This window comes from Paenibacillus sp. HW567, from assembly GCF_000374185.1.
Taxonomy (GTDB): domain Bacteria; phylum Bacillota; class Bacilli; order Paenibacillales; family Paenibacillaceae; genus Paenibacillus_AQ.
The window spans coordinates 6,783,574-6,796,663 of sequence record NZ_KB910518.1; the positions used below are offsets into that span (position 1 = coordinate 6,783,574).

A 13,090-nucleotide genomic window follows, 5' to 3' on the forward strand; every position below is an offset into this window, starting at 1 on the left:
ATAAAAGGACGGTATCCGCTTCAGCGAGAAATATAAGGATAAAGTATAGTGTGAAACTTAAACTTTCTGCCCTGAAAATAAAGTTGCTCTAAGGAACCAAAAGTGCGCATACCAAAACAAACCCCATGTTTTTATTTTTTTGAAATTGGCCGTTAGGCCGATTGTTCACTCAGGTTTACTTGATACCCGAGCGATTCCAAGCGTTTTATGGATCGGTTCATTACCATCTCGCGGTTTCGTTGGTCGAAGTAGTCAAACCCTAATTCTTTATATGCTTGTCTTCGCGTTAACAAGACATAGACTATCGCTAAAATGCTGTGCCCGACGGCTACGGCTGCTCTGTTTTTCCCTCGCCTGCCTGCGATCCGGTGATATTGGGCCGACAGGTAGGTGTTCTTTTTTCGTCCTGCCGCTCGCGCCGATTCCACCAGTGCACTTCGCAGCTTTTTATTCCCTTTTCGTGTCCTTGCTGATCGTTTTTTCCCCGCGCTTTCATTGTGACCTGGAGTCATACCTGCCCAAGAGCATAAATGCCCTGCGCTCGGAAACCGTGTCATGTCGGTCCCAATTTCCGCCAGAATTTGTTCGGCGGTTCGTTTACCGACACCGGGAATGGTATCCACTAACTTCAGGTCCTCTGCAAAAGGGGCCATTCGGCGCTCAATCTCTTCATCCAGTTCAGTGATCAACCCATTCAACTGGTCAATATGTCCTAATTGTTTCTCCAGCATGAGCAACTGATGAGGACCTAGGCTTCCCTCTAGTGCCAGCTTTAATTGTTCTTTCTTGGCTTTCAGCTTCTTTTGCGCAAAGTCCGCTAGAATCGAAGGATCCGTTTCGCCCTGAATCATCGCTTCCAACATGTTTCGTCCTGACACTCCAAGCACATTGGATGCCACGGACGAGAGCTTGATATTGCCTCCTTCCAGCACCTTTTGCAATCGGTTCACTTCCCGGCTTCGCTCTTCGATGATACTTCGCCGATACCGGATCACTTCCCGAAGTTCCCGCTGCTCCCGATTCGGAATATAGCTCCCTTGCACCAGCCCATGCCGGAGTAATTTCGCAATCCATTCCGCATCTTTCACATCTGTTTTGCGTCCGGGCACGGCTTTGATATGCTGCGCATTCACGACAACCGGCTTGACGTCTTCCAGTTCAAGCAGGTTATAAATCGGTTTCCAGTAATCTCCGGTGCTCTCCATCGCGACATGGGTGCACCGCTCGCTTTTAATCCAATCCACTAAATCGACTAGCCGGCGAGTCAGCGTTTCAAAGCTTCGAATCTCCTTTCCTTTCGGGGTGATGATACAGGCTGTGATACTCTTCTTGTGTACATCTAATCCACAACAACGTTCAATGAGGATCTCCATCTTTTCTGTCTCCTGCCTGCTGGCGCTTATTAAGGCTGGTGCAAAGACCAATGCTAAGGTTATTCTGCCCTGCGTGCTTCCCCGGAGGGAGCAACAATCTGTGATGCACCGGGTCGTTGGGGTCCGTCTTATATTCGGGTTCGTAACACCAAGAAGTTCCGACCTACCTTCGCCAGCCCAGTAACCAGTATAGACAATATTTTCATTCCTCAGTGATGCCGCGCAGCGGCATGGGTGTCTTATATTGCAAAAAAGGACAGACGGAAGACAAAATATGCGCACCCGCATAAATAGCCTTCTGCTCTGTCCCTTGTACCTGAGAGTTACCCTGCTGCACTTGCTTGCAGGTTTCCCCGTTGGTGATCCGTGACACTGCCAGGCAGGTCCGGATAGCTCTCCAGAGATGCGTCCGGCAAAGGTCCTTTTGCCTGAGAGATTCACCCTCCCGGGCTTACTCCTTCGGCGCTGTCCTCCTGTGAGACAGTCTCTCCCTATGCCATCATTCGCAAACCGTATTGTGTTCTACTGACTCCATTAAACCGGGTATACAACTCTGCTGTCAATAAAAAAACGTCAAAAAGATGACAAAATTTATTTTCCTGTCAGTTATATTGACATTGAGCAGCGCGATAACTTAGTCTATAACTAAATTTGCAACTCCAAATTTGGAAAAGAGGCGGCTAGGAATGAGTGAAGTGCTAGATAACCTGCTGTACAGCGAAGAGCATGAATGGGCGCAGCAGGGTGAAGGGCGTGTAGTGCGTGTTGGGATTACGGATCATGCCCAGCATCTGCTCGGCGATATTGTATTTGTGGAATTCCCTGAGGTTGGCACAGCAATTTCGGCAGGCGACAGCGTAGGCAGCATTGAATCCGTCAAGACGGTGTCCGAGCTATACTCTCCGGTGTCGGGGACTGTCACCAAGATCAACGACGCGCTGGAAGAAAGCCCGGAGCTGATCAATGACCAGCCGTACGGCGGCGGATGGATTTTTGAACTGGAGCTTACTGGAGAATTCGCAGATGCGGCATCCGGTCTGCTGAATGCGGCGGCTTACCGCGAACTGGTTGGAGAATAAAAAAAACGGGCACTGTGCCATTTTTCGGCTTATAGCAAAGACAGATCTCTCACATCACATTGAATGTTACGAATGTGTGAGGTCTGTCTTTTTGTGCGTTTATTTAGGCTGGATTGTTGTGCTGAATTAGGAGGGGAATTCCAATATTCCGGGGTAAATCCGTGGGGCCAGATGCCACAAAAACGGCAAAAGAGTGATGGCGATCACGGCAAACAACATACAGAGCAGAATGAAACGGTATCTTTTCCGCGGATGAGCGGTGGGTCTGAGTACGAAATAGTATATGCCGACCGAATAAAATGGGTATAAAAGCACGGCAGCCATTGTCATGCAAACGAACAAGGTTGATTCACCCGCAGAGCCCACGATCATCGCGTTGGGATTATACTGGGGATCGACTTGGAGAAACATCACCACAAGCGGCACGTAGGCAAAGAGCACATGCAGCGGGAACAACCGGATGCGCTTGTCCTCCGCCAGCCCATGAAGCATCCACCAGAATCCGAACCAGGGCAGAGCAAACGCGCCTCCTGCAAATAGAAAATCCCCTCCGATCCAGAGCAGTTCCGTAAATGTATACGTGTCTGCGTGTTCCCCCCAGAAGATGGAGTTTGTCGTGAATAACAGCAGGATCGAAGATATTCCCCCAGCCAGGAAGGAAGAGAAGACTTGGAAAAAAGCCGTAACCATCAGTGATACCAGAAGCCGCAAATTCTTCAAAAAGCGGGCGGGATCTGGCGTTGCTCCGTTAATGGCCTGCATTAGAGATCCAGACTCCCTTCCAGACAAATGTAATTTGGAGCATCTGCCGGTCTCTGAGTTGAATGGTGAAAAAGCTAATTCCCCTCTTGAAGCTGCCGCAGCACCGTAATCTCAACGCGGCGGTTCTTCTGCCGTCCCTCTGCGGTAGCATTGCTGGCGGCAGGGCGGGTATCGGCATAACCGGCATATTGAAAAGTACCAGGGTCCAGCTTCTCGCTGTCGAGAAAGAAGCGCAGTACGGAGAGGGCGCGGGCGCCGGACAGCTCCCAGTTGTCATTATACCGCGAGCCTGCCGATACAGGCGTGTTGTCCGTATGGCCTTCGATGCTGATGGTAGCTCCAATGCCGCGGAAGAGACCGGAAAGCTGCCGCAGCGCGGGAAGCGCGGGCGGCTTCAGCTCAGCTCTGCCGACATCGAACAGAAAACGGTTGCTGAGCGTAATCAATATGCCTTGCGGCTTATCCGCAACAAAAATCTGGTCCCCCAGGTTATTGTCTTTGACATATTGGGTGATGACGCCCATAAGGTCGGCCAGCTTCGCTTCCTGCTCGCGGAAGGCCAGCTCACGCTCCGATGGCTGGTGGTCACCTGCCGGGTCCGAAGGGGTTGGGGTGGCCGATGGTCCGCCAGCGGGACTTCCCTGTCCTTGGGACGGTCCCTTTCCGGCATTGCCGCTGTCTGCATTCTTCTGGCCATTCCCCGAACCTCCGGGCTTGGTCCCTTGTTCTCCATCCAGAACGCCATCGCCGCCATCCAGTACAGGGTTGCCGCTCTTAAAGGTGTCCGATAAGGAGCTGGTTACAATACTGAATTTATGGGCATCCAGACTGCTCATGGCATACAATACCACAAAAAAGATCAGCAAAAGCGTGATGAGGTCCGCATAGGTGATCATCCAGCGGTCGCGGCTTTCCGGCCCGCCCGTATGCCGGCGCCTCCGGTTTCTCTGCCTCATAGCGGGCCTCTTGCACTTTCGGTGCTGCGCTCTCCGGCATAATCTTCAATGAAGGGACTCAGCTTCCTGCGCACAAGCTGCGGATGGTCCCCGTTCTGCAGACCGAGAATGCCGACCAGCAGCATTTCCATAGTTGCCAGCTCGCTTTGGCAGCGGGATTTGATTTTGGAGGCAATGGGTAAAAATATTAGATTGGCACTGGCTACACCGTACAGCGTAGCTGTAAAAGCTACAGCAATGGACGCTCCCAGGTTGGAGGGATCGGTAAGACTGCTGAGCACGCGGATCAGTCCCATCACTGTACCAATGATACCCATAGTAGGGGCATAGCCGCCTGCCGCTTCAAAAATTTTGGCATAGCCTTCGTACTTCAGCTCTTTGGCATCCATTTCCAGCTCCAGAATCTGCCGCACCTGCACAGGGTCTGTTCCATCGACAATCAGCATCAGCCCTTCGCGGGTATAGGGATCGGGATGCTCCTCCGCTCTTTTTTCCAGCGCAAGTAAGCCGCCCCGCCGCATAATGGCAGCCATGGAGATGAGCTCCTCGGCTTTTTCTTCCGGCCTGTCAGATTGTTTGCCAAAGGCCACGCGAAGCGCGGCCGGTACCCGGCGCAGCTTGGAGGCAGGAAAGCTGATGAGCACAGCGGCGAACGTGCCTCCGAATACAATCAGCGCTGCATTCAACTGCAGCAGGCCGGTAAGGCTCCCGCCTTCCCAAAAGAAACCTCCGATCAGTGCCGCGATTCCGGCCAGCAGGCCGATAATTGAAGTGATATCCATGAGTTCAGGCTCCTTAAATTTCTATATATTATGGTTTGCAACAATCTAGGCAACACTGTATAATAAACGGGAACAAGTATTCTTATCTTCCATTTTTTTGAGTAAGGTATGGAGAGAGAATAAACAGGGCCACAATTATATATATTCATATATTTTAGACGATAGAGGGGAGACGGGCAAATGAGTGATATTGTCGTCAGCACGAAGACTTTTGAACTGGAGTCCGAGTATACACCCCAGGGCGATCAGCCTCATGCCATAGAAGAGTTAGTGGACGGCATCCGGCAGGGCAAGAAGCACCAGACGCTGCTGGGAGCGACGGGTACGGGCAAGACCTTTACCATCGCACAAATGATTTCCAAGCTGAACCGGCCCACGCTGGTTATTGCGCACAACAAGACGCTGGCCGCACAGCTTGCAAGTGAATTCAAAGAGTTTTTTCCAAGCAATTCGGTAGACTACTTCGTCAGCTACTACGATTATTACCAGCCAGAGGCGTACATTCCCTCCTCCGATACCTACATTGAGAAAGACTCCAGCATTAATGAAGAGATTGATAAGCTTCGCCACTCTGCGACCAGCTCCTTGTTTGAACGGCGTGATGTGATTATTGTAGCCAGTGTGTCCTGTATTTACGGTCTCGGCTCGCCTAAGGAATATGGAAGTCTGCTGCTGTCGCTGCGTGTGGGAATGGAGAAGCCGCGGAACCAGATTTTGAGCCGGCTCGTGGATATCCAGTATCAGCGCAATGACATTAACTTTGTGCGCGGCACGTTTCGGGTGCGCGGTGATGTGATAGAGATCTTTCCGGCTTCACAAGGCGAGCATGCGATTCGTGTAGAGCTGTTCGGCGATGAGGTCGAGCGGATTACCGAAATTGATGTGCTGACCGGCGAATTGATCGGGGAACGCGATCATGTGGCGATTTTTCCGGCATCGCACTTTGTGACCCAGGAAGAGACGATGCGCGTGGCTCTGGTCAATATTGAGCGGGAGCTGGAAGAACGGCTGACTGTGCTGCGGGATGCAGGCAAGCTGCTGGAAGCCCAGCGGCTGGAGCAGCGGACCCGCTACGATATTGAAATGATGAAGGAAGTCGGCTTCTGCTCCGGGATCGAGAACTATTCCGGGCCGCTGACCTTCCGTGAGTCTGGAGCAACCCCGTATACACTTATGGATTATTTTCCGGATGACATGCTGATTGTAATTGACGAATCCCATGTGACGCTGCCGCAAATCCGGGCGATGTACAATGGTGACCGAGCTCGCAAGACGGTGCTTGTGGAGCATGGCTTCCGCCTGCCGTCCGCGCTGGATAACCGGCCGCTCCAGTTCGAAGAATTTGAAGACAAGGTCAATCAGATCGTATATGTGTCTGCAACACCAGGGCCTTACGAAATGGAACACTGCGACACTACGGTACAGCAGATTATCCGTCCTACCGGTCTTTTGGACCCGATCATCGAGGTGCGTCCGACTGAAGGGCAGATTGACGATCTGATCAGTGAAATCCGTGAGCGGGTGGAGCGCGACGAGCGTGTGCTGGTTACAACCCTCACGAAGAAAATGTCCGAGGACCTGACCGATTACTTCAAGGAAATCGGTATTAAAGTGCGCTACATGCACTCCGACATCAAAACACTGGAGCGGATGGCGATCCTGCGTGACCTCCGGCTCGGGACATTTCATGTTCTCGTCGGGATCAACTTGCTAAGAGAAGGTCTGGATTTGCCGGAAGTTTCGCTGGTTGCGATTCTCGATGCCGACAAGGAAGGTTTCCTCCGCTCAGAGCGTTCGCTGATCCAGACCATCGGCCGCGCCGCCCGTAACTCCGGCGGCCGTGTTGTCATGTATGGTGACCGTATCACAGATTCGATGGAAAAGGCTATGACCGAAACTCAGCGCCGCCGGGAAATTCAGATTGCCTACAATGAGCAGCATGGTATTACCCCAACAACAATCAACAAGAAAGTGCGCGATATCATCGAGGCCACGAAGGTAGCCGAGTCCAAGGCCGATTATCTTACCGGCGCAGGCGGCAAGATGAGCAAGAAGGACCGCAACAGCCTGATGCAGCGTCTGGAGGCCGAGATGAAGGACGCCGCCAAGAACCTGCAATTTGAGCGCGCCGCCGAGCTGCGTGACGCCCTCCTGGAGCTGCGGGCCGAGTAGCCTTCTTTTGCGAGTCCCTGTTTTTTGAAGAATACACAGAGCGGCTTTACTCAGCCGTTCTTTTTAAATAAGCATCTTGCGCATTCCGAAGGAACAGCCTGCATTTGGCATTTGGCGCATCCCGAAGGGACAGCCTGCATTGCGCATTTGGCGCATCCCGAAGGGACAGCGGTTTTCCGCCAGTACGCCGGATTGCAGCGGTCCCTTTAGGGACAAGCGCTCCTTGCACCACATTTACTAGGTCCATCTCCCCCGCTCCTTCGGCAGCAACCTTGCGGGTGTCCAGAGGGTGCAACCCTTGGGGCCCTCCCTTGGCTAAGGGAGGGTTTGGGAGGGATCGAAAATATTTTGAAATAGCATTGAAATAGGTTTGTATAAAGGAGAGGTACCGTTGGCGAACGAAAATATTGTAATTAAAGGCGCACGAGCGCACAATCTCAAGAACATCGACGTGACGATTCCGCGTGACCGCTTCGTCGTGCTGACGGGACTTAGCGGCTCCGGCAAATCGTCGCTGGCGTTCGACACAATCTACGCTGAAGGTCAGCGGCGTTATGTGGAATCCCTGTCGGCGTATGCCCGCCAGTTCCTCGGCCAGATGGAGAAGCCGGATGTTGATTCCATCGACGGGTTATCCCCGGCGATCTCCATCGACCAGAAGACCACGAGCCGCAACCCGCGTTCTACGGTGGGTACGGTAACGGAAATTTACGATTATCTGCGGCTGTTGTTCGCCCGTGTAGGGCATCCGCATTGCCCGGACCATGGCATAGAGATTACTTCACAGACTGTTGAGCAGATGGTGGACCGGATTATGCAGTATCCCGAGAAGACCCGGCTGCAGATTCTGGCTCCGGTGATTTCTGGCCGCAAGGGTGAACACAAAGGTCTGTTCAGCGATATTTCCAAGCAGGGTTTTGTGCGTGTACGCGTGGACGGTGAGCTGCGTGAGGTTACTGAAGATATCGAACTGGAGAAGAACAAGAAGCATACAATTGAGGTCGTGGTCGATCGTATCGTCATTAAGGATGATGTACAGACCCGGCTGACGGATTCAATTGAGACTGCGCTGAAGCTGTCCGGCGGAAAGATTCTGGTTGACGTGATGGGACAGGAGGAGCTGCTGTTCAGTTCAAGCTTTGCCTGTCCGGTATGCGGGTTCAGCATTGAAGAGCTGGCGCCGCGCATGTTCTCCTTCAACAGCCCCTTCGGCGCTTGCCCGGAATGCGATGGTCTGGGCATGAATATGGTTGTCGATCCGGATCTGCTGATTCCTGATCAGGAGAAGACGATTGAAGAAGGAGCTTTTCTGGCCTGGACGGGAAGCACATCGAATTATTACCCGCAATTTTTGAAATCGGTATGCGAGCATTTCAATATTCCTCAGAATGTTCCCGTAAACAGCCTGTCCGCCGAGCATATGAACAAGCTGCTGTATGGGACAGGCAGTGAGAAGATCCGTTTCCGCTATGAGAACGATTTTGGCCAGCGGAAGGATGCAATGGTTGCTTTTGAAGGGATTATTCCCAATCTGGAGCGGCGCTATCGTGAGACAGCTTCGGATGGCATCCGTGAATTTATTGAGGGCTTTATGAGCGCCAAGCCTTGCCATGTGTGCAAGGGCAAAAGATTGAAGAAGGAGATTCTTGCGGTAACGATCAACGAGCGTAATGTTGCCGATGTTACCGACCTGTCGATTGGCGATTGCATGGACTTCTTTGAGACCCTCGCCTTGAGTGAGAAGGAAACGGCCATTGCCCATCTGATCCTCAAGGAAATCAGCAGCCGTCTGGGCTTCCTGGTCAATGTGGGATTGAATTATTTGACCCTTAGCCGTGCGGCAGGCTCGCTCTCCGGCGGTGAAGCGCAGCGCATCAGGCTGGCAACCCAGATCGGTTCCAGTCTGATGGGTGTGCTGTACATTCTGGATGAGCCTAGTATCGGCCTGCACCAACGGGATAATGACCGTTTGATCTCAACGCTTGGGCACATGCGTGATCTGGGCAACACACTGATCGTGGTTGAGCATGATGAGGATACAATGATGGCTGCTGACTATATTATTGATATTGGGCCGGGTGCCGGCATTCACGGCGGTAAGGTGATGGCGCAGGGTACACCGCAGGAAATTATGAATGACCCGAATTCTTTGACCGGGGAGTACCTGAGCGGCCGCAAGTTCATCCCGGTTACCGGCAATCGGCGGTCTACAGATGAACGCTGGATTGAAATCCGCGGGGCCAAAGAGAACAACCTCAAGAACGTCAATGTCAAAATCCCGCTCGGCGTCTTTACAGCCGTCACGGGTGTATCCGGTTCAGGTAAGTCCTCGCTGGTCAATGAGATTCTCTACAAAAGTTTGGCCCGCCAGTTAAATAGGGCTGTCAAGGTACGTCCGGGTGAGCACAAGGAAATTCGCGGACTGGAGAATCTGGATAAGGTGATCGAAATCGACCAGTCGCCAATCGGCCGCACACCGCGTTCCAATCCGGCCACGTATACCGGTGTATTCGATGATATCCGTGATCTTTTTGCCAAGACCAACGAAGCGAAGGTGCGCGGCTTCCAGAAGGGCCGTTTCAGCTTCAATGTCAAGGGCGGCCGCTGTGAGGCCTGCCGCGGTGACGGTATTATCAAGATCGAGATGCACTTCCTGCCGGACGTTTATGTTCCGTGCGAGGTCTGCAAAGGCAAACGCTATAACCGGGAAACGCTGGAAGTGAAATATAAAGGCAAAAGCATCGCCGATGTGCTGGAGATGACTGTAGAAGATGCTACGGAATTCTTCAAAAATATCCCGAGAATTCACCGCAAAATGCAGACTCTGCTGGATGTCGGCCTGGGCTATATCAACATTGGCCAGCCGGGAACAACGCTGTCGGGCGGCGAGGCCCAGCGCGTGAAGCTGGCTTCTGAGCTGTATCGCCGCAGCACCGGCAAGACGCTGTACATTCTGGATGAGCCGACAACGGGTCTGCATGTGGATGACATCGGGCGTCTGCTGGAGGTGCTGCACCGTCTGGTGGACTCCGGCGAATCCGTACTCGTCATTGAGCATAACCTTGATGTAATCAAGACCGCCGACTATATCATTGATATGGGACCTGAGGGCGGCAGCGGCGGAGGTACTGTTCTCGCCACCGGGACCCCGGAGAAGCTGATCAAGGTGGAAGAATCCTATACGGGCAAATATCTGAAGCCAATTCTGCTCCGCGACACAGAGCGGACGAAGGCTCTGCAGTTGCAGACTACGGAAACGGTCTAATGACGAATATTTTGCCGGCTCAGATGATGTACATTTGAGCTTGAGTAGTAGCGAGTTGCAACCCGAAATTTTGCAATTGAAACAATGAATAGAGATGCTCAGGCGTATATGAAGCCTGAGCAAGAAACAAGGCGATTCAATTGCACTTTCTGCAATGGAATCGCCTTGTTTCAGCTAAAATAAACGATCTGTTGTAGTTACTACAACAGAATTCAGAGATTTTCCGGTTTTGAGGGCATTTTACTTCTTTTGATTGTATGAACTGCAACAGAATGGAGGTGCGTCGCTTTTTTTGAGGGATTCTGCTGCACAAAGTGCAATCGAACCAAAGGGTGGGGCTCCCACCACTTCACTTGCCCTAACCTAAACTCAACTCAATCTCCCAACCCAACCCAACCCAACCCAACCCAACCCAACCCAACCCAACCTCTCTACTTAAACTCCACAACTACAGAACCTCAGTAGCAAGAATGGCGGTAAGCTGATCCTGCAATGCAGGTACGCCAACACGCCGGGTGAAGGTGTGGAAGTTCTCCTGCTCCTTCCGCTGCGCTGAATAGTAGGTAATTAGCTGTTCGAGAACCGGGCCGATCCGGTCGCCTTTCACGCGGCCCTTCAGAGGTTGCGCGAATTCAGCTTCGGGGCCGCGGTCTCCGCTGCCCAGTGTACCGCCGACGGCGATATCGAATGCATCGACCATGCCGTCAGGGGTTTTGATCAGCGTGCCTTGCAGGCCGATATCGGCAACATGCTTTTGTCCGCAGGCATTGGGACAGCCGATGAAATGGAGGCGCAGCTTTTCGTCAAGCTGGACATGTTCGTCCAAGTATTCGGCAACACTGATGGCCCGCTGCTTGGTTTCCACGATAGCCAGGTTGCAGAATTCATTGCCTGTGCAGGCAACAGTGCGGCTGATGAAGTTTTTGGCCGTTGGCGACAGCCGCTGCAGGACCGGCGCTTCCAGAAGAGCTTGGAGCTTCGCATCCGGCACACCGCTGATGATGATGTTTTGCGTCATGGTGGTGCGGAGCTTGCTTTCGCCGCAGGTGTCGGCCAGTTCTGCAAGCTGTACCAGTTCATTGCTGTTCAGCCGTCCAACAGGAACATTAAGGCCTACGTAGTTAAGACCTTCCCGGGACTGGGGATGGACTCCGTCAAAATAAGCCGCCTGCCAGCCAATCGTCTGATCCTCACCGCGCGTCGGCAGCTCACCTACAACTTCTATAAGCTTTTCTCGGAATTTCTCCACACCCCAGTCGGCAACAAGAAATTTCAGGCGGGCATGATGGCGTTTCTCGCGGTAGCCGTAATCCCGGAACAGCGTGACTATACCGGCGGCCACCTTAAGCGCCTCTTCGGGCTTCACGAAGACATCCAGCTTTTGCGCCAAATGGGGTTTGGCCGATAGACCGCCGCCCACCATCACATGAAAACCGGGGATCTCAACGCCATTGATGACTTTTACCGCCGGTGTGTAGGCCAGATCGTTGATTTCCGCCTGCGCATTGTTGTAGCGGTTAGCGGATACGGAAATTTTAAATTTACGAGGAAGATTGGAGAAATCACGGTTCAGCATAAAAAAATCATTCAACTGCTCCACGATAGCTGTAGTATCGAACAGTTCATCCTTGTCGATCCCTGCCAGCGGGTTGCCGACAATAGTCCGCGGGCAGTCGCCGCAGGCTTCAAAAGAATACAGTCCGGCAGCTTCCAGTCGTCTGAAAATATCCGGCAGATTCTCAACAGTCAGCCAGTGGAACTGGATAGCCTGGCGTGTGGTGATATCAACCAGATCCCGCCCGTACAATCTGGCGATTTCGGCTAGTGCCTTGGCCTGAACTGTGGTCATAATGCCGGTGTTGATGCGCACGCGCATCATGAAATGTCCGTCACGCGGCTTTTGCTGGTATACACCAGCCCACTTGAACAGATCCAGATCATCTGCCGGGATCGAGTCGAAGCCCTCAAGGGCATATTTTTCAATAATGGTGCGGATCACGTCCAGGCCGTCTTTCTGCAGTTTGACGAATTCGAACTTGTTCAGCTTCTCCGGTTCAGCACTCCAATGCGGTTCGTAAGCCATGCTTAGCACCCTCTCTATTCTATTCATATGCCCGATGGTAGCACAGGCCGCCGATCTCTGGCAGTGAGGCTTGTAGCAACAGCTATAACGATTATTTATGCAAAAATAAGGAGCGGCTGATAGTTCGGCCAGGCATATACAGAGCATGTCCGCAGTAAGATTCAAAGAGTGGTATTTTCGTTGAATACTTATTAAGCTATCCAAGCCGCTGCAAGTGAATTGTTCTTTGACAAAAGAATGCTTGAACGTAAGGTCAATGACAAATTCCTTTATAGAGTTACAGATAATCGTTGCAAAAAATATTTTCCGTGACCATTACATAAATTTTAAGGGATTTTCGGTTGCGTCACTGGAGTCATAACATATCTTTGCTGTATTTATGATTTTGTTCACGATCCTAATCCTCAGGGGTCTCTTCCGTTTGCTTAGAGCGCCGCAGATGAACAAATTCGCTATCGCCTTCGGAGTGGTAAGCTTCTTGTGTTTGCCGTTTCGGACTATGCAATGGTGATGCATTGGTTAAGTTAGTACGCGCCGTGACGCCACTGTGAGCTGACCCTGATAGGGCGGGATACAATTATAGAGCCAGATGTTTTCCAAAGACACCTTTAACCGCCA

9 protein-coding genes and 1 riboswitch are annotated in these 13,090 nt (G+C 52.1%); of the genes, 3 read left to right on the forward strand and 6 right to left on the reverse strand.

From position 1 onward, the window contains the following. Window positions 1-152: 152 nt before the first annotated feature. On the reverse strand, window positions 153-1,373 hold the full coding sequence (locus B212_RS0130205; RefSeq protein WP_019909933.1) for an IS110 family transposase: 1,221 nt from the start codon (window positions 1,371-1,373) through the stop codon (window positions 153-155). A 406-nt stretch (window positions 1,374-1,779) separates the two neighbouring features. Next, window positions 1,780-1,876: riboswitch (glycine riboswitch) on the reverse strand. A gap of 183 nt (window positions 1,877-2,059) precedes the next feature. On the opposite strand from B212_RS0130205, the gene gcvH reads away from it, so the two are divergent. Continuing rightward, window positions 2,060-2,452, forward strand: a complete 393-nt coding sequence (gene gcvH / locus B212_RS0130215) for a glycine cleavage system protein GcvH (protein ID WP_019915113.1) — start codon at window positions 2,060-2,062, stop codon at window positions 2,450-2,452. Window positions 2,453-2,578: 126 nt separating this feature from the next. Here the strand turns inward: gcvH and B212_RS0130220 are convergent, their stop codons facing one another. The 3 genes from B212_RS0130220 to B212_RS0130230 form a co-directional block, all read right to left on the reverse strand. Beyond that, entirely contained in the window at window positions 2,579-3,214 is a 636-nt protein-coding gene (locus B212_RS0130220; protein ID WP_019915114.1) for a hypothetical protein, read from the reverse strand. 74 nt (window positions 3,215-3,288) lie between these two features. Continuing rightward, window positions 3,289-4,170, reverse strand: a complete 882-nt coding sequence (locus tag B212_RS0130225; protein ID WP_019915115.1) for an OmpA/MotB family protein — start codon at window positions 4,168-4,170, stop codon at window positions 3,289-3,291. Further along, window positions 4,167-4,952: a flagellar motor protein gene (locus tag B212_RS0130230; RefSeq protein ID WP_019915116.1), complete on the reverse strand. Its 786-nt coding sequence runs from the start codon at window positions 4,950-4,952 to the stop codon at window positions 4,167-4,169. The genes B212_RS0130225 and B212_RS0130230 overlap by 4 nt, the downstream gene beginning before the upstream one ends. 180 nt (window positions 4,953-5,132) lie before the next feature. Here B212_RS0130230 and uvrB point away from each other — a divergent pair, with 180 nt between their 5' ends. Then, window positions 5,133-7,124, forward strand: a complete 1,992-nt coding sequence (gene uvrB, locus B212_RS0130235; RefSeq protein ID WP_019915117.1) for an excinuclease ABC subunit UvrB — start codon at window positions 5,133-5,135, stop codon at window positions 7,122-7,124. A 46-nt stretch (window positions 7,125-7,170) separates the two neighbouring features. Here uvrB and B212_RS0130240 read toward each other — a convergent pair whose 3' ends face one another. Next, entirely contained in the window at window positions 7,171-7,419 is a 249-nt protein-coding gene (locus B212_RS0130240) for a hypothetical protein (RefSeq protein WP_019915119.1), read from the reverse strand. 96 nt (window positions 7,420-7,515) lie between these two features. On the opposite strand from B212_RS0130240, the gene uvrA reads away from it, so the two are divergent. Beyond that, a complete protein-coding gene (uvrA, locus tag B212_RS0130245) occupies window positions 7,516-10,389 on the forward strand; it encodes an excinuclease ABC subunit UvrA (protein ID WP_019915120.1) in 2,874 nt (957 codons plus the stop codon). 448 nt (window positions 10,390-10,837) lie between these two features. On the opposite strand, the gene B212_RS0130250 is transcribed toward uvrA, so the two are convergent. Then, window positions 10,838-12,472 carry a nitrite/sulfite reductase gene (locus tag B212_RS0130250; protein WP_019915121.1) on the reverse strand — a complete coding sequence of 545 codons (1,635 nt, stop codon included), beginning with the start codon at window positions 12,470-12,472 and terminating at the stop codon, window positions 10,838-10,840. Window positions 12,473-13,090: the final 618 nt, after the last annotated feature.